General features: G+C 70.2%; 23 protein-coding genes. 6 read left to right on the top strand and 17 right to left on the bottom strand.

Translation table 11 applies throughout. From position 1 onward, the window contains the following. Positions 1-89: 89 nt before the first annotated feature. The 12 genes from AB0I98_RS34630 to AB0I98_RS34575 all read right to left on the bottom strand — a co-directional run bounded on the left by AB0I98_RS34630 (position 90) and on the right by AB0I98_RS34575 (position 8364). On the bottom strand, positions 90-257 hold the full coding sequence (locus tag AB0I98_RS34630) for a hypothetical protein (protein ID WP_362948859.1): 168 nt from the start codon (positions 255-257) through the stop codon (positions 90-92). After that, positions 254-1381: a hypothetical protein gene (locus AB0I98_RS34625; RefSeq protein ID WP_362948857.1), complete on the bottom strand. Its 1128-nt coding sequence runs from the start codon at positions 1379-1381 to the stop codon at positions 254-256. The genes AB0I98_RS34630 and AB0I98_RS34625 overlap by 4 nt, the downstream gene beginning before the upstream one ends. After that, complete coding sequence (locus AB0I98_RS34620; protein ID WP_362948855.1) at positions 1378-2382, bottom strand: hypothetical protein; 1005 nt, start codon at positions 2380-2382, stop codon at positions 1378-1380. The genes AB0I98_RS34625 and AB0I98_RS34620 overlap by 4 nt, the downstream gene beginning before the upstream one ends. A 24-nt stretch (positions 2383-2406) precedes the next feature. Then, entirely contained in the window at positions 2407-3492 is a 1086-nt protein-coding gene (locus AB0I98_RS34615; protein WP_362948854.1) for a hypothetical protein, read from the bottom strand. Positions 3493-3531: 39 nt separating this feature from the next. Continuing rightward, the gene (locus AB0I98_RS34610) at positions 3532-4389 is read right to left on the bottom strand and encodes a phage tail protein (RefSeq protein ID WP_362948852.1); all 858 of its coding nucleotides are present in this window, start codon (positions 4387-4389) and stop codon (positions 3532-3534) included. Beyond that, positions 4386-5585 carry a hypothetical protein gene (locus AB0I98_RS34605; RefSeq protein WP_362948850.1) on the bottom strand — a complete coding sequence of 400 codons (1200 nt, stop codon included), beginning with the start codon at positions 5583-5585 and terminating at the stop codon, positions 4386-4388. Before AB0I98_RS34605 ends, AB0I98_RS34610 begins: the two co-directional genes overlap by 4 nt. A 54-nt stretch (positions 5586-5639) precedes the next feature. Beyond that, positions 5640-6356, bottom strand: coding sequence for a hypothetical protein (locus tag AB0I98_RS34600; protein WP_362948849.1), 717 nt, complete (start codon positions 6354-6356; stop codon positions 5640-5642). A gap of 13 nt (positions 6357-6369) precedes the next feature. Further along, positions 6370-6738: a hypothetical protein gene (locus tag AB0I98_RS34595; RefSeq protein WP_362948949.1), complete on the bottom strand. Its 369-nt coding sequence runs from the start codon at positions 6736-6738 to the stop codon at positions 6370-6372. 47 nt (positions 6739-6785) lie between these two features. Beyond that, positions 6786-7076 (bottom strand): hypothetical protein, encoded by a 291-nt coding sequence (locus AB0I98_RS34590; protein ID WP_362948847.1) that lies wholly within the window; start codon positions 7074-7076, stop codon positions 6786-6788. A gap of 56 nt (positions 7077-7132) precedes the next feature. After that, entirely contained in the window at positions 7133-7708 is a 576-nt protein-coding gene (locus AB0I98_RS34585) for a phage tail protein (protein WP_210574671.1), read from the bottom strand. A 93-nt stretch (positions 7709-7801) separates the two neighbouring features. Next, positions 7802-8209 (bottom strand): hypothetical protein, encoded by a 408-nt coding sequence (locus AB0I98_RS34580; RefSeq protein ID WP_362948845.1) that lies wholly within the window; start codon positions 8207-8209, stop codon positions 7802-7804. Beyond that, entirely contained in the window at positions 8206-8364 is a 159-nt protein-coding gene (locus AB0I98_RS34575) for a hypothetical protein (RefSeq protein WP_301978706.1), read from the bottom strand. The genes AB0I98_RS34580 and AB0I98_RS34575 overlap by 4 nt, the downstream gene beginning before the upstream one ends. Positions 8365-8599: 235 nt before the next feature. On the opposite strand from AB0I98_RS34575, the gene AB0I98_RS34570 reads away from it, so the two are divergent. Beyond that, the gene (locus tag AB0I98_RS34570) at positions 8600-9613 is read left to right on the top strand and encodes a DUF3533 domain-containing protein (RefSeq protein WP_362948843.1); all 1014 of its coding nucleotides are present in this window, start codon (positions 8600-8602) and stop codon (positions 9611-9613) included. A 40-nt stretch (positions 9614-9653) separates the two neighbouring features. After that, positions 9654-10841 carry an AAA family ATPase gene (locus tag AB0I98_RS34565; protein WP_362948841.1) on the top strand — a complete coding sequence of 396 codons (1188 nt, stop codon included), beginning with the start codon at positions 9654-9656 and terminating at the stop codon, positions 10839-10841. A 158-nt stretch (positions 10842-10999) separates the two neighbouring features. On the opposite strand, the gene AB0I98_RS34560 is transcribed toward AB0I98_RS34565, so the two are convergent. Together AB0I98_RS34560 and AB0I98_RS34555 are read right to left on the bottom strand one after the other, a co-directional pair. After that, on the bottom strand, positions 11000-12082 hold the full coding sequence (locus AB0I98_RS34560) for a S1 family peptidase (RefSeq protein ID WP_362948839.1): 1083 nt from the start codon (positions 12080-12082) through the stop codon (positions 11000-11002). Between the two features lie 278 nt (positions 12083-12360). Next, positions 12361-13230 (bottom strand): slipin family protein, encoded by an 870-nt coding sequence (locus tag AB0I98_RS34555; protein WP_362948947.1) that lies wholly within the window; start codon positions 13228-13230, stop codon positions 12361-12363. 89 nt (positions 13231-13319) lie between these two features. Between AB0I98_RS34555 and AB0I98_RS34550 the strand changes: the two genes are divergently transcribed. Further along, entirely contained in the window at positions 13320-14204 is an 885-nt protein-coding gene (locus AB0I98_RS34550; RefSeq protein ID WP_362948837.1) for an alpha/beta fold hydrolase, read from the top strand. A gap of 169 nt (positions 14205-14373) precedes the next feature. Here AB0I98_RS34550 and AB0I98_RS34545 read toward each other — a convergent pair whose 3' ends face one another. Continuing rightward, entirely contained in the window at positions 14374-15276 is a 903-nt protein-coding gene (locus AB0I98_RS34545; RefSeq protein WP_362948835.1) for a S1 family peptidase, read from the bottom strand. Positions 15277-15778: 502 nt separating this feature from the next. Here AB0I98_RS34545 and AB0I98_RS34540 point away from each other — a divergent pair. After that, positions 15779-16216, top strand: coding sequence for a cell division protein SepF (locus AB0I98_RS34540; protein WP_210574660.1), 438 nt, complete (start codon positions 15779-15781; stop codon positions 16214-16216). Between the two features lie 40 nt (positions 16217-16256). Here the strand turns inward: AB0I98_RS34540 and AB0I98_RS34535 are convergent, their stop codons facing one another. Together AB0I98_RS34535 and AB0I98_RS34530 are read right to left on the bottom strand one after the other, a co-directional pair. After that, a complete protein-coding gene (locus AB0I98_RS34535) occupies positions 16257-17435 on the bottom strand; it encodes an acyl-CoA dehydrogenase family protein (protein ID WP_362948833.1) in 1179 nt (392 codons plus the stop codon). A gap of 57 nt (positions 17436-17492) precedes the next feature. Continuing rightward, positions 17493-19088, bottom strand: coding sequence for an MFS transporter (locus tag AB0I98_RS34530; protein ID WP_362948831.1), 1596 nt, complete (start codon positions 19086-19088; stop codon positions 17493-17495). Between the two features lie 261 nt (positions 19089-19349). Between AB0I98_RS34530 and AB0I98_RS34525 the strand changes: the two genes are divergently transcribed. Further along, complete coding sequence (locus AB0I98_RS34525) at positions 19350-20561, top strand: mannosyltransferase family protein (RefSeq protein ID WP_362948829.1); 1212 nt, start codon at positions 19350-19352, stop codon at positions 20559-20561. Positions 20562-20811: 250 nt separating this feature from the next. Beyond that, the gene (locus AB0I98_RS34520) at positions 20812-21957 is read left to right on the top strand and encodes a phosphatase PAP2 family protein (protein WP_362948828.1); all 1146 of its coding nucleotides are present in this window, start codon (positions 20812-20814) and stop codon (positions 21955-21957) included. Positions 21958-22014: the final 57 nt, after the last annotated feature.

The raw sequence follows: 22014 nt of genomic DNA, 5'->3' as shown, positions 1-22014 counted from the left end.
TCAGTTCCCGACTGCCTCACCCCCACCATAGACCAAATCCCGAACGTCTGTGCGATTACCGTTGGAGCGTCCCTCACCTGCGGAAACGGCTACTCGGAGTCGGGAGCGTCCGTCTCGGCGGGTTCCTCCGCGTCCCTGGCGGTCGCCTGGGCTGTGGTGCCGGGCGTCGTGCGCTGCGCGGTCTCCAGGGCGTGCAGCCGGCGCTTGATGTCGCGGAGCTCGGTCAGGAGGGTGTCGGGGCGGTTGATCCTGGTCACGGGGTGCTCCTGTTCGTGGTGGGTGTCACGGTCAGCTGGACCTGTTCCTCGCCCGCGTCGTTGCCCGGGGTGACCTCGATCCCGGTGATCCGTACGTCGAACTGGGTGCCCTCGGGGAAGAAGACGTCCTTGATGACGACGGTGGCGTCGTCGCCCACCTGGTAGGAGCCGAGCACCGGGTCCAGGTCGGCCCGCACGGTCAGCTCGGGCAGGACCACGGGGGCCGAGACGGCGGCGAGGGCCGAGCGGGCCTGGGAGGCCAGGAGGGCCGCGTCGGTGAGATGGACGTAGGAGACCTCGGTCTCGGTGAGCGGGCGTCCGGTGGCGCGGTCCTCGGCGACCGCGACGAGCTGGCTGCTCTCCCCCTCGCCCTGCTCGCCGAGGGCGAAGACCCGGCTCGCGGTGGAGGCGCCGTCGACCGGCCAGGTGTAGCCGGTCAGGTTGGCCCCGTACTCCCACACGTGCGGGGTGCCCTGCTGACCGAGGCGCGGGGTGCCGACGCGCAGCCGGTGGACGGGGCGGCCGTCGGTGCCGTACGCCATGTCGAAGAGGAAGTCGGGGCCGCTCTCCAGGCTCGCCAGCTCGCGCAGGGCCTCGCCGGTGCTCTTGAGGTCGCTGCCGCGGTAGACGAGGGTGCGGGTGATGCCGGAGCGAGCCGTGGACTCGGGGCGCACCCCGATGTCGCCGCCGGGGTGCGCCTGGGCGGTGGCGACGAGGGCGCGGGCGATGTCGGACTGGTCGCGGTCGATGAAGGGCACGTCGGCCGCGGACAGGTCGGTGGCGTCCGGGTCGAAGTCGGCGGGCAGGACCCGGCGGTGGTCGAAGTAGGAGAGGAAGCCGGCCGCCCCAAGCTCCAGGTGCTGGTCGGCGGAGGTGTACTTGACGGTCCAGATCACCCCGCCCCATACGAGCACTCCGTCCCGCTCGACGTAGAGGGCGGTGCGTCCGGGCTCGGTGAGTTCCCGGGGGCGGTGCACGGTGACGCGCGGGTCGCCCAGGGGCAACCGGGCGCGGAACTCGCCGGCTTCGTTCAGCTCGGTGCTGAACGTGACGTCGTACAGCGGGAGTTCGTCGGTGACGGCGCCGGTGGTGAGGTCGGCGGTGTAGTAGGTGTAGCGGGTCACTGGTCCACCAGCCAGGTGGTGTTGAGGTAGATCAACTGAGTGGCTGGCAACTGGACGCCCTGAGCGAACAGCACCACGGTGCCGTCGGTGCGGAGCATGAGTTCGAGCCCTCGTGTCACACCGCCCAGCGCGGTGTACCAGTGGTGCCCCACCGCCGGGCGGAAACCGGCCGGGACGGCGACCATGGAGATGGCGTTGGCCGAGAGGGCGACGGCGGTCTGCAGGGCGCCGCGCATGTGGACGGTGGCGCCGACCCGGCGTACGGCCGGTGTCTCGTTGTTGTACACGTTCCAGTTGGGAAGCAGGGGGAGGGTGACCCAGCCGGTGTCGTCGTTGACCGCCTGCCAGCCCGCCGAACTGTCGTACCACTCCAGATGGTTGGTGTCCCAGCGGTGGATGTACATGCCGGTGTAGGGGTACGTGGGCCGGTTGGCCGCGCCCCAGACCCGCAGGATGCCGCCGGCGGCCGTGGTCCAGGGGCGCAGGTCCTCGATGTTGGCGTTGGCGACGGACGTGGCGTTCCTCGGAATCCTGATCCGGGCGAGCGGGATGTGGTCGCCGGTCACCACGGGGTCGGTGGGGGTGGCGGCGGCCGTCCCCTTGACGAGTTCGACGGTCATGGCGGTCGTGGCGTCGCCGTACTGTTCGTCCCGCTGCCGGGCGATGACCAGGTCGTTGCGCGGGTTGGCCGAGTCGGCGGGGTGCGTGCCGAGTACGTCGAGGGTCTTCTCCTGGCCGAGCGTGACGAGGTAGGCGCCGGCCGCGGTGGCCCTCGTCCCCTGGATCACACCCTGGAAGGGCGCCACGGTGACCTTGCCGGACACCGTGGTGGTGGCCTGGACCCGGCCGGGGTCGCCGGTGGCCGCGCGGATACCGCTGCGGGCCTGGACCGGTCCGGCCCCGGGTGCGGCGAGCACGCCGGTCGCGAGCCGGGCGTCCTCGGCGTCGATGACACCGCCGGCTACCCAGGCGGAGTCACGTTCCGGTGGGGGCGTGCTCATGGTGATGCCTCTCCTCGGTGGATGTCACGTGACAGGGAACGCCGTCACGCGCAGGCCGGTGAAGACCGCGGAGCCCGTCGGCACGCTCGCGGTGCCGGTCGTTATGCCGCCGCCCCGGTCGAGGGTCTGCTGCAGCACCCAGGGCCCCGTCGTCGCGGGGATCAGCTGGTGGCCGGTCGTGACCGTGGTGGTGAGCCTCGTGGGTCCGCCGTGAAAAGTGGCGCAGGTGAGGCCCCCTCCGTCCGGCCCGCGCACCACGTGGTCCCATCGCTCGTCGCCCGAGGTGGACACCATCACCTGCCCCGAGAAGGAGAGCATCCGAGGGTAGGGCGCCGCAGGAATGGTCACCTGGTTGAAGACGAAGGAGTTGGCGCCCGCCGAGCCGGTCTGCGGCCAGCCCGCATCGGCCGGGCCGAAGAACTGCACTGAGCCCGTGACCGCGGGGCGCCAGGCGCTGCCGACGCGTACGAGGTCGAGGCCGGTCTCCAGGTCGTACACGCGTTGGCCTGTGTAGCCGTCGGCCGGGAGGTTCTCGTGGGTCTGCAGCGGCAGCACTCCGCCCGCGGCGACGGTGAACACGCGCAGGTCCTTGATGTCGCCTCGGGCGATCGATCCCGCGTTCGCCCGGACGGTGATCGCGGCGAGCGGGATGTGGTCGCCGCGCACCGTGGGCGCGACCGGCGTCACCGCGGGGGCCCCGGCCACCACGTGGACGAGCATGCCGTCGCTCGCGTCGCCGTACTGCCGGTCGGTCTGCTGGGCCACGACGAGGGCGATGCGGGGGTTGGACGAGTGGGCGGGGGCCGCGGTCAGCACGTCGAGTTTCTTCTGCTGGGCGAGCGTGATCAGATACGCGCCCGCCGCGGTGCTCCGGGTGCCCTGCACGACGCCTTGGAACGGGCGCACGGTCACTTCGCGGGACGGCGTGGCGATCGCCTCGACGGCGCCCGGGTTGCCGGGGCCCGGCTTGATTCCCGTACGGGCGGCGATCGGGTTGCCGGGGTCGGCGGACGCCGCGGCGAGCACACCGGTGGCGAGCCGGGCGTCCTCGGCGTCGACGACACTGCCCGAGAGCCATCCGGAGTGACGTTCGAATTCAGGTTCAGCCATGCGGGTGCGTTCCTTCTGTAGCTCTTTCGGTGGGCGGGGTCAGAGCCAGGCGTCGCGCCATTCGGCGGTCAGCCGGGCGGCCGGGGCATCGTTGCGGGCGCGGAAGAGCACGGGCGTCGAGCCCGGCCGGAGCGGGAACCAGTCCGAGCCGGGCCGCAGCGCGGAGCGGCGGGAGGCGGTGCCCTGGAGGAGGACCGAGCGCGCGTCGGTGTCGATGACCAGGAACTCGCCTTCCTGGAGGGTGAGTTCGAAGGCGAGCTCCTCGCCGGTCGCGGTGTTGGTGATCACCGGCTGGACGCAGGGCCCGCCGATCCGCCAGACGGGCCAGGTGGGGACGGTGCCCTGGTTCTCCAGCAGCAGCCGGCCGCCGGAGGAGCCCGATCCGAAGTCCAGGGGGAAGGTGAGCGGAAAGACGACGCCACCGCTGGAGGAGGGCAGCGGGCAGGTACTGGTGTTGAGGCCGTACGAGTACCGCAGCGGATCCGGCGCGGTCATGGTCAGGGAGAACTCGAAGCCGGACTTGCGGTCGACGATCTTCGTCTCGGCGGTGAGCCGGACCAACGCCCGCCGGGTGCGGTGCGGTTCGGTGACGACGAGCGGCGTGAGCGTACTGCCGTCGGCGAGTACGGCGGCCAGCCGGTCCTTGGCCGATTCGCGGGCCGCCCGGTCGGGGACGACGGCGGTGCCCTCCAGGGTGATCACGCGAGGTCCACGGTAGGAGGGGGCGTCGAACGCGCCGTGCCGCTCGGGCCGGTCGGTCAGGGTGAGCCGGAGGGGCGGGGTGCCGGCCCAGCCCTGCTCGCTGGTGACCCACCATTCGACGCCGGAGTCGTCGACGGTGTTCCCCGCCCAGCCGTCCACCTCGAACACCGGCTGCTGGAGCTGCTGCCCGCTCATCGCTTGGCCGCCCAGGCAAGTTCACGGGCGGTGATACGGCCGATCTCGTACTCGGACTGTCCGGGGCGGGGATGGACGTTGACGGTGACCGGGGAGGCGGCGGTGGCGCCACCGGCACCGGCCCCCGAGCGGGCGGCGACTCCGGCGAGGCTGTAACCGGGTCCGATCGCACTCCGCGCGGTGGCGGTGGCGAGCCGCCCGGCGGCCCCGGCCACTCGATTGCCGGCGCCTTCCATGCCCAGCGCGAGACCTTCGCCGACGTCACCGCCGAAGCCCATCATCACCTTGGACGGCGACGAGATGCCGAGGATGCTGCGGATGGGCCCGGGAATGGTGTTGATGATGAAGTTCTTCACGGTGTTGAGAAGGGCCGAGGCCGAGTTCTTGATGCCGTTGATGAGCCCCATGATGAGGTCGCCGCCCAGACCCATCAGCCGGTCGGGCAGTTCGGCGAAGAAGCCCCAGATCTTCCCGGGAACCCCCCGCAGAAAATCAACCACGGCGTTCCACTTGTCGACGATCCAGTCGCGCACCGTCCCGACCGCCTCTTTGATCCGGTCCCAGTGCTTCACGATCGCCAGCACGGCGATCCCCACCGGACCGGTGAGAATCGCCACGAGCAACGGCCAGTTGGCCTTCAGCCAATTGACCACACTCTTCCCGGCGTCAATGAGCCAGTTGATGGCGGCCGACGCCCCTTTCATGACCGTCCCCACCACCTGGCCGATAATCTTGAACGCCGCCTGCACGACGGCCTGCACGGTCTTCGACTGCATCGCCATGTCGATGAGCTTGGTGATGAGCGGCAGGATGAGCGCGAGGATGGCACCGAGGATGTTGGCCTTCATCGCGGTGTTGAGCCCCCGCTGAGCGGTGGTGGCGGTCCGCAGCCCCTGGCTGAACCGGGAGAACAGCCCACCGCCCGACGCCGCGCTCCGCCCCGCCCGCTGGATATCACCGGAGGCCCGGGCGGCGGCGGTCCGTACCTGGTTGAGGCCACCGCTCGCCTGGGTGGCGGCGGTCCGCAGCCGGCCGGTGGCGGTACTCGCTTGCGTCGCGGCACTCCTGAGCCGGTCGACCGAACCACTGGTACCGGTCACCGCGGTCCGCATACGCGAGACGGCACCGCCGGTGTTGGTCGCGGCGGATCGCATCTGGTTCAGCGCCCGGGTGACCGATACGAGTGACGTCTGCATGGTGGGTTGACTCCGTCGCTGTCGCCGTTGTGGTCGGGGTCGTGCGAGTCGCTCTTACCGCAGGGCGCGTTCGAGAGCGGTGACGCGGTCGATCAAGATGCCGATGTCCCGGCCCGCGGCCTTGGCGCTGCCCTGCAACTGATCGACTCGCCGCAGGCCTGCCCTGACCTCTTTGTCCAGCTCCTTCACCCTGGCCTTTTCGGCCCTGCTGCGGTCGTCCGCGTTGCGCGTGCCCTGGGCGATCTTGTTGCCGAGGGTGGTGATCCGGCCGTGCAGCGTCTGGTCGGCGGCGAGCAGCCGGTCGCGAATGCCGTTGACCTTGGTCCGGAGTTCGGGGACTTCCTTGCGCAGTTGCTTGTCGCCTTCACCCAGGGTCTTGCGGAGGGCGGCGGCGGTGGACTGGAGGTCCTGCCTCACCTTGGCGATCAGGTCCCCAGTTTCCACAGCCCCGGCGGACAGACCACGGAGCCGGTCGTCCTGGTCCTTGTCCCGCGTCTCCTGGGCCCGGTCGGCCAGGACCTTGTTCAGGTCGAAGAGCGCACCCTCGGCCTTGAACAGGCTGTACTCGGTCTGCGCCCCGAAGAAGCTGAAGGCGGCGGCATTGGCTTCGGCCTTCACCCCTGTGACCTCCGCCTTCGCGCCGGTGACCGGCACGTTGTCCGCGAGCCACTTGGGGTCCACGGCCTTGCGGACGGCGTCCTGGAACGGCTTGGAGATCACATACGAGACGAACCAGGGAGGAATGGTTCCGGTCGACTCCGAAGGGGACATCGGTCGCCTCCTTTCATACGGGCGAGTTCAGAAAGGCCACGATCTCCGCCGCGGTCGCGCCCCGCGGCTCAGACGACAGGTCGGCGACCGAGGCGTCCGCAGCCGCGTCGGGTCCGCCGGGCCGCGGCACCGGCTCCGGATATGGCGCCGGCTCCGTGTCCTCGTCCCGGTTGACCGTCGCGAACATCCAGTTGGCGACCGCGAGATGGTCGACGACCGCCGCCAGCAGATGATCCGTGACGGTCCAGTCCGCCTGTTCGCCATGGACCGCCCGGGCGAAGGACGAGTCGGCGGGCAGGTGTTCGGTCAGGACGCGCAGGCGGCGGGAGGAGAGGCGGCCCCGGTGCCAGTCGAGGAGGTCGACACCGTAGTGGCGGAGCAGGTCCGCCTCCAGGGCCTCGGCGTGCTCGTCGACCAGCGCGCCGAGGCTCAGCCTTCCCCCAGCGTCATGCCCGTCTCGTTGCCGTACGCCTCCAGGATCGCGGAGACGTCCTGGACGCTGATGTCGTACTTGCCCAGCCGCTCGAACTGCTCGGGCCCGAGCAGCAGCGCCAGCAGGCCGTCGATGTCGTTGTCCTCCAGCGCCGCGATCTGCTTGGCGATGCTGCGCGGGAACTCGGTCGGCAGGTGGAACACATCGCTGTCCACCTCGAACTCCCAGTCCTTCCCGAGGGTTTCGAGACGCTGGGCACGGGCGGCGTTGACGTTGAAACGGGCCATGGCGCGTAGGGCTCCTAGCTGGAAGGACTGGAAAGGCTGGAAAGAAGGGGAATCGGTCAGGCCGCGCTGAAGCTCGGGTCCTTCATCAGGAACGTCGCCAGCGGCGCGTCGTCCACCGTCGCCAGCGCCGTGAAGGTGACGCCCAGCTTCACGGGGGCCGTACGGACGAGGGCGATCTCCTCCGTCTCGGTCACCTGGCCACGGGCGACGATCATGCGATACGTCACCTCGTCCCCGTCGGTGAACTCCAGCCCGAGCATCCGCTCGTCGAACTTCGGCTCGGCCGCCATCTCGTACTTGTAGAGGCCGGACCCGGTCGCCGTCTCCGTCACCTTCCCGCCGCCGAAGAAGAACGGCAGGGTGTCCTCGTTCAGCTGAAGCAGCTGGAACTTGAAGCTGAGGTCCCGGTCGGAGTAGACGAACCTCGCCGAGCTGACGCTCTGCCAGGTGTCCACGGGGTCCAGCTTGTCCTTCTTGGAGATCTTGACCCCGTCGGTGGTGGTGTAGCCGAGGTCCTTCCACCCGGCACCCCACGCCGCACCGGTGTCGGCGGGCGGTGCGGTGGCGAGTGGGGCGATCAGGACCCGGCCACTGCCCGCGACCCGGATCTCCTTGGCGTTCGTTCCGGCCATCACTGCTCCTTGGTGGGAGTTGGACATGACGTGCTGCGGATGTGGTGCGCACCAGGCGCTGATGCTGGCGGGCACGTACGAGAGGGAACCGGCTCAGGCCGGGCGGACCACCAGCCGGGTGGTCGAGACATAGCGGTTGGCGGTGGCGTGCCGATAGTCGGGCAGCCAGCGCGGCCCGTCCTCCTCGACGACGTCCACGACGGTCGCCGCGCCGTGCACCGCTCCCCTGAGCTGGAGCATCAGAGCGCGGGCGACGAGGGAGACGGTATGGGCGGCGGCCTTGGACGGGCCGTACACCTCGAGATCGACCAGTGGATTGTCGAGCCGGGGATCCTCCGCCCAGGCCCCGCCGACCCGGGAGACCAGCACGGCACGCTGCGTGCCGTCGAACCCGGAGGGCGGCTGGACGTCCACCAGGACACCGGCCAGCTCACTGCGGTCCTTCAGGAGATCGACGACCAGCTGCTCCACGTCCGGAAAGGTGACGTACGGCTCGCTCATCCCCGGGGCTCCGGCTCGCCGTCCCGCTCGGCCTCGGCCTCCGGCACGGGCCGCGCGATCACACCGAGCACTCCGCGCGCGGTCGAGTCGTCGACCTCGACGACATCCCCCGGCTCATGCCCGTTCCACCAGTAGGTCAGCTGGATTTTCTGCACAGCGCTTTCCCCCCGAGCGTTCGGCTGTACGGCCGTGAAGAGCTGACGGAGGATCAACTTCCGCTGTGGTCAACAAGGTTGAGGTCCCCCGGAGCCCCAAATGTAACGGGCACCCCAAGCCCAGCGTGAGCCACAAAAGATCTCGAACAGATAACGATGATGAAGAACGTGTGTAGGGCACCCATTCGGCCGCACCCCGCCTGCGGAAACGCCCACTCCCTCGGACCGTGGGGGCATGACACAGAACAGCTTCCTCTCCGAGGTGAAGGACGCCGTCACCCCAAGAGCCACCCTGCTGGTCATCGGAGTGATCGCCCTCCAATTGCTGTTCATCGCCTCCTACGTAGGCGCGCTGCACGACCCGAAGCCCAAGGACGTGCCCTTCGGGGTGGTCGCACCCCAGGTCGCGGCCGAGCAGGCGGTGACCCGCCTGGAGCGGCTGCCCGGCTCACCCCTGGACCCGCGCGCGGTGGCCGACGCGGCGACGGCGCGCGAGCAGATCCTGAACCGGGACATCGACGGGGCGCTGATCATCGACCCGGCGGGGACGACGGACACGCTCCTGGTCGCCACCGGCGGTGGCACTGTCCTCGCCACCGCCCTGGAGACGATCACCACCACCCTGGAGAAGGCCGAGCAGCGCACGGTCAGGGTCGTCGACGTGGCCCCGGCCTCGCCCCAGGACTTCGACGGGCTGTCGTCCTTCTACCTGGTCGTCGGCTGGTGCGTCGGCGGCTATCTGTGCGCCTCGATCCTGGCGATCAGCTCCGGCGCCCGGCCCGCCAACCCGCGCCGCGCGACGATCCGGCTGGTCGCCATGGCGCTGGTGTCGATCGTCGGAGGGCTCGGCGGAGCGGTCATCGTCGGGCCGATCCTGGGCGCCCTGCCCGGGAGCGTGGCCGCCCTCTGGGGGCTCGGCGCGCTGATCACGTTCGCCGTGGGGGCCGCCACGCTCGCGCTCCAGGGCGTCTTCGGGATCGTCGGCGTCGGCCTCGCGATCCTCATCGTGGTGATCGCGGGCAACCCGAGCGCGGGCGGCGCCTTCCCGCTGCCGATGCTGCCGCCGTTCTGGAACGCGATCGGCCCAGCGCTGCCGCCGGGGGCGGGGACGTGGGCGGCGCGCTCCATCGCGTACTTCAAGGGCAACGACACGACGGCATCGCTCCTGGTGCTGTCGGCGTGGGCGGCGGCCGGGATCGTGATCACGATGGCCGCGGCGACGTTCCGACGGCGGCGGGCGGCAGGCTGACCCAGGGGCCATTGTCAGTCCCGTCTGCAAGCCTGGACACATGCTTCGCACACTCGCCGTCGAGAACTACCGGTCCCTGCGTCGCCTGATCGTGCCCCTGGACAGACTGAACGTGATCACGGGAGCGAACGGCACGGGCAAGTCCAGCCTGTACCGCGCCCTGCGGCTGCTCGCCGAGGCCGCGCGCGGCGGCGCCGTCGCGGCTCTCGCGCGCGAGGGCGGGCTGCCGTCGGTGCTGTGGGCGGGACCCGAGAAGATCAGCCGCGCGGTGCGCGAAGGCCGCCATCCGGTGCAGGGCACCCTCCGCTCGGGCCCGGTCAGCCTGCAACTGGGCTTCGCGGGAGACGAGTTCGGATATGCGATGGACTTCGGATATCCGGTCCCGGCAGGCCCGCCGTCCATGTTCGACGTCGACCCGGAGATCAAGCGCGAGTGCATCTGGAGCGGGCCGGTGCTGCGCCCCGCCGCCGTCCTCTCGGACCGCGCGGGGGCGGCCGTGAAGGTGCGCGGCGCGGGCGGCGGCTGGTCTCGTGTACACGGGACGCTACGGCCGTACGACAGCATGCTCGGCGAGATGGCCGACCCCCAGCACGCGCCGGACGTGCTGGCGGTGCGCGAACTCATCAGATCCTGGCGGTTCTACGACCATGTCCGCACCGACGCCCACGCCCCGGCCCGCGCCGCCGTGATCGGCACCCGCACGCCGGTGCTCAGCGGCGACGGCTCCGACCTGGCGGCGGCGCTCCAGACGATCCGCGAGGTCGGTCACCGCGAGGCGCTGGACGAGGCGGTCGACGCGGCCTTCCCCGGCAGCCGCGTCGAGGTCATGAACCACGGCGGCCGGTTCGAACTCGCCCTGCGCCAGCACGGACTGCTGCGCCCGCTCACCGCGGCCGAACTGTCCGACGGCACCCTGCGCTATCTCCTCTGGGCCGCCGCACTGCTCACCCCCCGGCCCCCGTCTCTCCTGGTCCTCAACGAGCCCGAGACCAGCCTCCACCCCGACCTGATCCCCCCACTCGCCGACCTGATCCTCACCGCCACGAAGGACATCCAGATCATCGTCGTCACCCACGCAAGACCGCTGGCCGACGCCCTGGCCAAGGGCGCGATACGCCATCGCCTGGACGTCAACTCCATAGAGCTGATCAAGGAGTTCGGACAGACAGAGGTGGCGGGCCGAGAGGGCCCGCTGGACGAACCGCTGTGGTACTGGCCCAAGCGGTGACGCTCCGCTGAATGTGCCGCGATCTGTCGTCGGTTGTCTGCGGCGCCATCGTGGCTGGTCGCGCAGTTCCCCGCGCCCCTTAGGGCGCTGCCCCGCCCCCGCGCGCGAAAGTCCCGCCCCTCACAAAGGGGCGGGACTTCACGGCGCTACAAAACGCGTCAGCCGATCTCCGTGCCCGTGGCAGACAGCGCCTCGGTCACCGGCTGGAAGAACGTCTCGCCGCCGGACGTGCAGTCACCGCTGCCGCCGGACGTGAGGCCGATCGCCTGGTCGCCGGAGAACAGCGAGCCGCCGCTGTCACCGGGCTCGGCGCAGACGTCGGTCTGGATCAGGCCGTTGACGATGTCACCGTTGCCGTAGTTCACGGTGGCGTCCAGGCCGGTGACCGTGCCGTCGTGCACCTGCGTGGTCGAGCCGCTGCGGGTGACCTCCATACCGACGGTGGCCTCGGAGGCGCCCGCGATGGCCTGCGAGGAGCCGTTGTAGAGGTTGACCTCGCTCGGGTGCTCGACGTCGGCCGTGTACTTGACCAGGCCGTAGTCGTCGTCCGGGAAGCTGGAGACCTCGTTGGTGCCCAGCTCGTTGCCGTCCGAGTCCTGCCAGTTCGTGATGCCCTCGGTGCAGTGACCCGCGGTCAGGAAGAACGGCTCGCCGCCCTTGACGACGTTGAAGCCGAGCGAGCAGCGCCCGCTGCCGTCGGTGATGGCGTCGCCGCCCGCGATGAAGGGCTTGAACTCACCCTTGGTGCGCTTGAGTTCCGCCGTGGCGCCGAGCCGGTCGACGACCTTGGTCAGCTTGGCCCACTCGGCCTTGGAGACCGTGCGGTCGGCGGTGACGACGACCTTGTTGGTGGCCGGGTCGGTCATCCAGGAGGTGCCCGGGATGGTCGCGTCCTGCTTCAGGGTGGTCCGGGCGCTCTTGAGCTCGGCGAGAGAGTTCGCCACGACTCTGGCCTTGGCGCCGGCCTCCTCGACGGTCTGCGCGGCGGCCTCGTCGACCACGTTGACGACGAGGTTCTTCGTCTGCGCGTCGTAGTAGGTGCCGGCCGCGTCGGTGCCGAGCTCCTTGCCCAGCGTCGAGGCGAGCTTTCCGGCCGCCATGACCGAGAGCGTCTCGGGCGCGGAGTTCTCCGTGCTCTCGCTGGCGTTCGCAGTCTGCAAGGTGACACCCGCGGCTACGAGTGCGGCGATGCCCGCACCTGCCACGGCGGCACGCCGCTTGGGTATGCGTCGGTGCTTCAACTCACGTCCTCCTGTGGGGGGTCGGTCCGAAAGGCTGTGGGGGCCTGGCGAACCGGAAGGCGTACGGCACGGGGGACGACGTACAACAAAAAGCGCCGCGTCCGTGCCGGTTGAACAAGGTTCACTATCCCGAGGCTTACAGGGGGCACACAAGGTCGACTTCCGGACGCGCGTAGAACGCGGTTGCGCGCCCCCTCACCTTGACCGTGCACAGTCACCCCTGGTGTGTTCGCGCTGCAAACACTACGAGCGAGTAATTCATGTGCTGTCTGTGAGGACTAGTCCTGTCTTGAAATCGACCCTTCGGGGTCCGGATCCAAGCGCGGTTCGGCGGGCGGCAGTTGTTCCTGCGCCGGGCGCGGGGGCACCGCAGGGGCCGACGGCGCCTGCCCCGGCGCCTTCTCCAGGAAGCGCAGCAGCTCCACCGGGATGGGCAGCACGAGCGTCGAGTTCTTCTCGGCGGCGACCGCCATCACCGTCTGGAGCAGCCGCAGTTGCAGGGCGGAGGGTGTGTCCGCCATCTGCTCAGCGGCCTCGGCGAGCTTCTTGGACGCCTGGAGTTCGGCGTCGGCGTTGATGACCCGCGCCCGCCGCTCCCGGTCGGCCTCCGCCTGCCGGGCCATGGAGCGCTTCATGGTCTCGGGCAGCGACACGTCCTTGATCTCGACGCGGTCGATCTGCACGCCCCAGCCGATCGCCGGACTGTCGATCATCAACTCCAGGCCCTGGTTGAGCTTTTCGCGGTTGGACAGCAGATCGTCCAGGTCGCTCTTGCCGATGATCGAGCGCAGCGAGGTCTGCGCCATCTGCGAGACCGCGAAGCGGTAGTCCTCGACCTGCACGACGGCGTCGGCCGCGTCGACGACCTTGAAGTAGACGACGGCGTCCACCCGCACCGTGACGTTGTCCCGGGTGATGCCCTCCTGCGCGGGCACGGGCATCGTCACGATCTGCATGTTGACCTTGCGGAGCTTGTCCACGAACGGAACGATCATCGTGAACCCGGGCCCGCGCACATCGGACTTCAGCCTGCCGAGCCGGAACACCACACCACGTTCGTACTGTTTGACGACCCGCGCCGCCGACATCACGTACACCGCTCCGACGGACGCGAGCGAGACGCCCGCCGCCACCAGCTCCTCGACCATCACGGCCCCCCAGGGTCCGAATCGGGCGCACAAGGTGTGTACTTCGACGGTAATCCGGGATGTTCGCGTTGGGGAGACGGAGGACGCAGGTGGTCGACGGCGTACGGATGCGGGACGGGCGATGGCTGGCGGTGGCGGAGCGAGGAGATCCGGACGGCACGCCGGTGGTGCTGCTGCACGGCACCCCGGGCTGCCGCCGGGGCACGGTGCCGGAGGCCATCCTCACCGCGCGCCCCGGCGTGCGGTTCATCTCCTACGACCGTCCCGGCTACGGCGATTCGGACCGCCGGCCGGGACGCCGGGTGGCCGACGCGGCCCGGGACGTGGCCAGGCTGGCGGACGCTCTCCAGCTCGACCGGTTCGCCGTCCTCGGCCACTCGGGCGGCGCCCCGCACGCACTGGCCTGCGCCGCGCTGCTGCCGGCGCGGGTGCGGCGGGTGGCGGCGCTGGGGTGTACCGCACCGCCGAACACCGCTGGACTGAGCTGGTTCGAGGGCATGGCCCTCTCGAAGGTCGAGGACTTCACCCGGGCCCTCACCGATCCGCTGGACTTCGCCGACCGGCTGGCCGCGCGCGCCGCCGCCATCCGCAGCGATCCGGCCCAGTTGCTGGTCTCCGTTCGCGACGGGCTCACCGACTCCGACCGGCGGATCATCTCCGACCCGGCCATCAGCGACATGCTGCTGCGCGACTATCGCGAGTCGCTGCGCACCTCGGCGTACGGCTGGCTCGACGACGACCTCGCCCTGCTCAGCAGCTGGGGCTTCGACCCTGCGGTCATCACCCGGCCGGTGCTGCTGTGGCACGGCGCCCTGGACACCTTCTCCCCCGTGGGCCACTTCAAGTGGCTCGCGGACCGCATCCCCCGGGCCCGCCCCGTCCTGGACCCGGACGCCGGCCACTTCGGAGCGCTCAGGGCCCTGCCTGCCGTACTGGACTGGCTGTGCGCCACACCGGAGTCCAGGGCCTCGTGATCCAGCCACCCGAGCCCCACTCCAACTGCCGTTCCTCTCCCGCCTGTTCCCGCCGCACGACAGCGAGCCCCCGCACGCGGGTGCGTGCGGGGGCTCGCCTGCTGCCGGCTGCAGGTGGTGCCGTGCGAGTGCGGTGGTGCGAGGCGGCTGGGAGTATCCGCCGGGCGGTCTAGTAGACGCTGACGCCGTAAGCGCTCAGGGCCTCTGTGACCGGCTGGAAGAAGGTCGTGCCGCCGGAGGAGCAGTTGCCGCTGCCGCCGGAGGTCAGACCGTACGCGGTGCCGTTGCTGCCGTACAGCGAACCGCCGGAGTCGCCAGGCTCGGCGCAGACGGTGGTCTGGATCAGGCCGCCGACGACGTCGCCGCCGCCGTAGTTGACGCTCACGTTGAGGGCGGTGACCCGGCCGCTGTGCGTACCGGTGGTGGAGCCGTCGCGGATGACGGTGGTGCCCACGCTGGGCGTGGCCGCGCGGGTGATGTCCACGCCGTTCGCGGTGCCGGGACGGCTGACGGACCCGGAGTAGCGCACGATGCCGTAGTCGTTGCCCGGGAAGCTGGAGCCGGCGGTGGAGCCGATGACCGTGGTGCGGCCGGAGTTGGAGTACCAGGTGCCCGCGCCGTCGGTGCAGTGACCAGCGGTCAGGAAGAACTGGGCACCGCTGCTGTTCTGGACGTTGAAGCCGAGCGAGCAGCGCCAGCTACTCGCATAGATGGCGTCGCCGCCTTGGATGAGCTTCTGGAACTTGCCTTCGGTGTGCTTGATCGTGAGCGCGGAGGCGTTGGCGCCCGCCTGCTCCTTGATCTTGGCTATCTCGGCCTTGGAGACCGTGCTGTCGACGGTGACGACGACCCGGTTGGTCTTCGCGTCGACGGCCCAGGCAGTGCCGGGGATATCAGCCTTGAGCACCGAGGAGCCGGCGCTCTTGAGCTGGGAGGCGCTGAACGTGGTGGGGTCGGCGGCGTTCGCGTTGGGGATCGCGATCGCGGCTGCGGCCACGAGACCGGTACTGACGGCGATCAGCCGGGTCCGTCTCTGAATACCGCTGCGGGGGGTGGTGCGCTTGATCCTCACTTTTCGTTCCTCCACATGGGAAGTTGGGGGCCCGCGTGGGGTCGGGGCCCGTGAGGCGCAGCCAGTGGGCCGAATGTCCGGATTCCGAACACGCCGTGCCCCTGACAAGCGCTGGAGGGAGTATTCGGCCGAACGACCGGTTGACGCAAGGGTGCCTTTCGGCCGTCAACCATTGAACGATCAGTGAAGGTACGCGCCCGATCGGCCTGAGCCTCCGTCAGAACCGAGATGAGCGGCCCGTTGTAACGCGCCGATGGGACCATCGCTGTTCACCCGTACGCCCCGCCGCTCACCCATACGACGCGAACAATCATATTTCACTCACAGTCAGCAGCACTGTCCGGCAAGACCCTTGGGGGACCAGGGCTCTCGACGTATTCGCTGTGCACCAGTACCGTCACAAACCCCCCGCGCGGCGTCTATCCACTTGGCGCGACGTCCGCATCATGGATGACGATAGGGATGCGGAAAGCAAAAGAGACCGCTGTGAGAGGAGGCGTCCATGGGATCGGTACGCAAGGCGAGTGCCTGGCTTGGCCTCGTCGACGACAACGATGACGAGCGTTACTACGACGACGACTACTCCGAAGGGACCGAGCCCGGGGAGGCCTGGGTCACCGATCCGCGGGTGAAGGTGGCCTCGGACGTGGCGGTCGAGAAGGGCCGCCGGATCGGCACGGTCACTCCGGACAGCTTCCGGGACGCGCGCGCCATCGGCGAGCTGTTCCGCGAGGGTGTCCCCGTCATCATGAACCTCACGGCCATGGAGCCGGGCGACGCCAAGCGCGTGGTCGACTTCGCGGCGGGCCTGATCTTCGGTCTGCGGGGTTCGATCGACCGGGTGTCCAACCGCGTGTTCCTGCTCAGCCCGGCGGACACGGAGATCGTCAGCGGGGAGCCGGCGGCACACCGCGCCGACGGTTTCTTCAACCAGAGCTGAGGCAGGGCCGCCCGTCGGCCCTGCCCGCTCCGCCGGGCCCTTACCGGAAAGCGTCGAGTCCGGTGAGCGCCTTGCCCAGCACGAGCTGGTGCATCTCGACGGTGCCCTCGTAGGTGAGCACCGACTCGAGGTTCGTCGCATGCCGCATGACGGGGTACTCCAGGGAGATCCCGTTGGCCCCGAGGATCGTCCGAGCCGTACGGCAGATCTCGATCGCCTCTCGTACGTTGTTGAGCTTGCCGAAGCTGACCTGCTCGGGACGCAGGCGCCCGGCATCCATCCGCCGCCCCAGATGATGGGCGAGCAGAATCCCCTTGTGCAGTTCGACCGCCATGTCGGCGAGCTTGGCCTGGGTGAGCTGGAATCCCCCGATGGGCCGCCCGAACTGCTCCCGCGTCCTCGCGTATTCCACAGCGGTCTCGAAACAGGACCGCGCCGCCCCCATCGCCCCCCACACGATGCCGTAGCGCGCGTGGGAGAGACAGCTGAGGGGGCCGCGCAGACCGGTGACGTCCGGCAGTACCGCGTCGGCGGGCAGCCGTACGTCTTCGAGGACGAGTTCGCTGGTCACGGAGGCGCGCAGCGACCACTTGTGCTTGATCTCCGGAGCGGAGAAGCCGGCGCTGTCGGTGGGCACGACGAACCCGCGGATCCCGTCGTCGGTCTGCGCCCAGACGACGGCGACACCGGCCACCGACCCGTTGGTGATCCACATCTTCCGCCCGTTGAGCACCCAGTCGCCGCCGTCCCGCTTGGCGTGCGTGCGCATGGAGGCGGGGTCGGAGCCGTGGTCGGGTTCGGTGAGACCGAAGCAGCCGATGACCTCGCCGGAGGCCATCCGGGGCAGCCAGTGCTGCTTCTGGTCCTCCGAGCCGAACTTGTGGATCGCGTACATGGCGAGGGAGCCCTGCACGGACACGAGGGAGCGGATGCCGGAGTCGGCGGCCTCCAGTTCCAGGCAGGCCAGCCCGTACTGCACGGCGCTCGCACCGGCGCAGCCGTATCCGCTGAGGGACATCCCGAGGGCCCCGATCCCGCCGAGTTCACGGGCGAGTACCCTTACGTCGGGCAGCTCGCCCTTCTCGTACCAGTCCGCGACATACGGCAGGACCCGGTCGGCGGCCCACCTCCGCACGGTGTCGCGGATCGCGAGGTCCTCCGGGTCCAGCAGGTCGTCGATGCCCAGGGGGTCGGCGGGATCGAACGGGGGCAACGGCATGGGACACCCTCCGGATAATTAACTAGCACCGGTAGTTACGGTACCCGGGGTTCGCCGTCACACCGAGACGCGGGACTCCACGACTTCCCGAGGACCGGGCAGCTCCACGGTCGCCGCCTGCTCGCACTGCATGACCCGCGGCAACCGCAGCGCCATCACCGCGCCCAGCACCAGCAGCCCCGCGCTCACCAGCAGCGTCACATGCAGCCCGTGCACGAAGGAGTCCTGGGCGGCGCGGCGCAGGGCGACACCGGCCGGGCCGCCGAGACGGTCGGCGACCTCGTACGCCTCGCCCAGCGAATGCTCCGCCGCGGCCGAGGCCCGCCCGGGAACCCCCGGCACGGACGACAGTCCGGGCGCATACGCCGCGTTCATCACGCTGCCGAGCAGCGCGATCCCGATCCCGGCACCGAGCTGGTACGACGTCTCGCCGATCGCGGCGGCGCCGCCCGCCTGTTCCTGCGGAGCCTCGCTCAGCATCGACTCGTACGCCCCGAACAGCGTCGTCTCCAGGCCGAAGCCCAGCAGCACGAACCCGAGCAGCAGCAGGCCTGGATTGTCCTCGCCGCCCATCGCCATCAGTGTCAGCACCGCGACCGCGGTCAGCGCGAACCCGGCGCACACCATCCGCCGTGGCCCGAACCTGCGCAGCATCCGCGCCCCGGCGAGCCCTGCCGCCATCGCGGCGAACGTCAGCGGCAGCAGCCGTAGACCGGTCTCCAGCGGGGAGAGTTCCAGCACCAGCTGCAGATACTGCGCCGCGATCAGCTCGAGCCCGACCAGGGCCAGCATCGCCAGCACGATGCAGCCCACGGACGTGCTGAACGCGGGGCGGGCGAACATCCGCAGGTCGACGAGCGGATGCTTGAGCCGCCGCTGCCGCCGTACGAACAGGACGAGCAGCACGGCGCCCACCACCAGCGGCAGCGCGGTGGCCCCGTCCACTTCGCCGCCCCCGAGCCGCTTGACGCCGAGGACCACCCCGAACAGGCCGGCCGCCGCCATCAGCGCGCCGACGACATCCCAGGGCCCCCTGCCGTCGCCCTTCGACTCGGGCAGCAGCAGGCGTCCCACCGGGAGGCTGACCAGCATCAGCGGGATGTTGACGAGGAAGACCGAGCCCCACCAGAAGTGTTCGAGGAGGAAGCCGCCGAGCAGCGGTCCGACCGCCGCGCCCACCGCGGCCACCGCGCTCCAGATGCCGATGGCGAGGGCCCGCTCACGCCGGTCGGGGAAGACCTGGCGGAGGATCGACAGGGTCGCGGGCATGATCATCGCGCCGCCGACGCCGAGCAGTGCCCGTGCGGCGATCAGCACCTGGGCGGTGTCGGCGAGGGCCGCCATGGCCGAGGCAACGCCGAAAAGCCCGTATCCAAGGAGCAGGACCCGTCTGCGGCCCACCCGGTCGCCGAGCGTGCCGAAGAGGATCAGCAGCGAGGCGCAGACGAGCGGATAGATGTCGACGATCCAGAGCAGTTCTATCCCGCCGGGCTTGAGGTCCTCGGTGACGGCGGGCACCGCCACGTGCAGCACGGTCGCGTCGACGGCGACCAGGAGCAGGCTCACGCAGAGGACGATCAGGACGACCCAGCGGTTTGCACCGGCCCCGGCCGCCCGACGGCGCAGCGCGGCGGCCGTGGTCGTCCCGGACATGTACGTACCTCCCAGATGTTCCCTCGCGTTCGGCGGGCACACGGGGTGGGGCTCCCCGTGACTCGGCCGGAGAGGAGCGGTGGTCTCCGGCCCGCGCAACGAAAGGCGAGTGACACGTCAATGTACGCGAGAACGCGCCGGTCCTGAGTGGCGGACCTCTCACGCGTCCCGCGGAACCTGTGTGGCGTACGCCACTCCGCCTCCCCCTCCCCCACGTAGCGCGGGCCGGTCCGGTTCCGGGGGCCGTCGATAATCGGACCCGTGACCGATCTTGCGACGCGCGTGGCACCAGTCAGACTCACGGGGACGGCCCGGGCCCTTCTCGGGTACGCGGCCGTCCGCGCCCTGGGCCTGCTCGCCCTCGCCCTGTGGAGCGCGGCGCGCGACAAGAGCGCGTACACCCTGCTGACCGCCCGCTGGGACTCCCTCTGGTACACGAGGGTCGCCGAGCTGGGGTACGGCTACGAGGTCCGCCTCCCGAACGGCGACATTCACTCCAACCTCGCCTTCTTCCCGCTGCTGCCCTGGCTGGAGCGGCTGCTGCACGCGACGACCCCGCTGTCGTACGCGGGCGCCGGCCTCCTCGTCGCCGTGCTGGCCTCGCTCGCCGCGGCCTGGGGGATCTACGCGGTCGCCGACCATGTGTACGGCCAGCGCGCGGGGTTCTGCGCGGTGCTGCTGTGGGCCGTGCTGCCCGTCGGGATCGTGCAGTCGATGGCGTACAGCGAGTCACTGTTCACCGCGCTCGCCGCCTGGTCGCTGTACGCCGTCCTGACCGGCCGCTGGCTCACGGCCGGCAGCCTGGCCCTGCTGGCGGGCCTGACCCGTCCGGTGGGCCTGGCGGTCGTGGCGGCGGTGTGGGCGGCCGGGATCGCCACTTTCGTACGACACCGAAGCGCGGCGCCCGACGAGGGCGCACGCAGCCCGGAGCACGCCCCCTTCCTTGCCCCTGGTACACCGGAAAACGGCGCGCCCGCGTGGCGACGCGCCCTCGGCATGCTGCTCGCGCCCCTCGGCGCCGCCGGGTACGTCCTGTGGGTCGGCCACCGCACCGGCAAGGGCCCGCTCGGCTATCTCGACGTCCAGGCGGGCTGGCGCAACGGCTTCGACGGCGGCTGGGCGTTCGCCCGATTTGTCGCCGCAAAGTTCACGTCGTTTCCGTCGGCCCTGGCGGGGGTCGGGCTGATCGCCGGCGTGGGCCTGGTCGTGTGGCTGTACGTCGTCTGTGTACGGCAGCGCCAGCCGCTGCCGCTGCTGGTGTACGCGGGTGTGGTCACGGCGCTGGCGCTGTGCGCGTCGAGCTACTTCGGCTCGAAACCGCGCCTGCTCATGCCCGCCTTCCCCCTGCTGCTGCCCCTCGCCCTGGCCCTGGCCCGGCTGCGAACCACCAGGTCGGCGCTGGTGCTGGGCGCTGTCGCGGCCGCCTCGGCGGTGTACGGGGCCTTCTGGCTGAACGGCTCCGGTCCGCCCTGACAGGTCGCCGCAGAGCCGCCGACGGAGGGTGAGCTTCCGGAGAATTCCCGGCCATCACCCGGTGAACGGATTTATAAGCAGGGCAAAACCTGACCCCTGAAGTGATCAAAGGAATTGAAGGGAAGGGGCACAGGGGATTGCCGAATCCTCGGAAATAAACCCCGTCCTGAGAGCTTTCCCACATCACATCGTCATTACAAAGGGCTAGCTTCTGCGGGTAACTCCACTCACTCCCTGTAACGTCGATCGTGTGCGTACCGAACCAAAGCCGAGCCGGCTCGACCGGATCTTCGCCCGGCTGGACCGTGAACCGGAGCGGCCCGTCCTAGACGTGCCCCGGATGACGCGGCACCGGGTGGTCCTTTTCGGCGCGACGCTCGCCTTCTACATCACGATCGTTCTGGCGGTCGTGCTCACCTCTTGGCTGGTCCGGTTCGACTGGCAGGCGATGCTCTTCCGGCCGTATCAGCAATGGCCGGAGATCCACGCCTTCCTGGACTACTGGGTGGTCCTCGGCCAGCGCGGCCCGACCGCGGTGATGGTCACGGCCTGGCTGGGCTGGCGCTCCTGGCGGCAGCACACGCTGCGCCCGCTGCTGGCCTTCGGCGCGGCCGTGCTGCTGCTGAACATCACGGTGGCCGTGGTGAAGTACGGCCTGGGCCGCTCCGGTCCGCACTACGCGACCGACATCGGCTCGAACGAGATGTGGCACTGGTTCCAGGCCGGCAGCGACATATTTCCTTCGGGACACACCGCGAACGCCGTGGTGACCTGGGGCATCCTCTCCTATCTGGCCGCCACGCCGCAGGCCCGGCGCTGGCTGTCGGCCCTGTCGGCCGTGGTGTCACTCAGCGTCGGCCTGACCACCGTGTACCTGGGTACGCACTGGCTGAGCGATGTGCTGCTCGGCTGGGCCGCGGGTCTGCTGATCCTGCTGGCGCTGCCGTGGTTCGAGCCGATGGTCGCCCGCGCCGAGGCCGAGATCTTCGACCTGCGCGACCGCTGGCGCTCCCGCCGCGCCGCCCCGGCGACGATCCCGGCGACCCCGGTCGAGGTGCCGGTGGCGCTCAAGCCGCGTACGTCCGCCCCGGAGGAGCCCGCAGCGCCGGAGCCGGTGCCCACGGCCCCGGAGCCGGTATCCACTGTCTCCACGGCGCCCGAGCCTGTCTGCGCGGCGCAGGAGCCCGTCTCCATGGCGCCGGAAGCGGTCTCCACGCCTCAGGAGCCCGTCTCCACGGCCCACGCGCCCAAGGCGCCCCTCTATCTGGCGCCGGGCCCGCACACGGCCCGCTCGGACCGCACACCGGTCACTCCGGTCGGCAGCCGCCGCCCGCCGCAGGCGGACCGCGTCACCCGCGGCACAACCACCTCGGCCCACCCCATCGCGGGCGGTTGAACGCGCACAACACGACGGCCCTGGTTTCCCGCATCGGATGCGTTCGATGCGGGAAAC

Origin of the sequence: Streptomyces sp. NPDC050211 (assembly GCF_040656035.1) — a bacterium.
Lineage (GTDB): Bacteria > Actinomycetota > Actinomycetes > Streptomycetales > Streptomycetaceae > Streptomyces.
The sequence above is the reverse complement of the archived record's forward strand: the minus strand, read 5'-3'. Positions and strand labels throughout refer to the sequence as shown.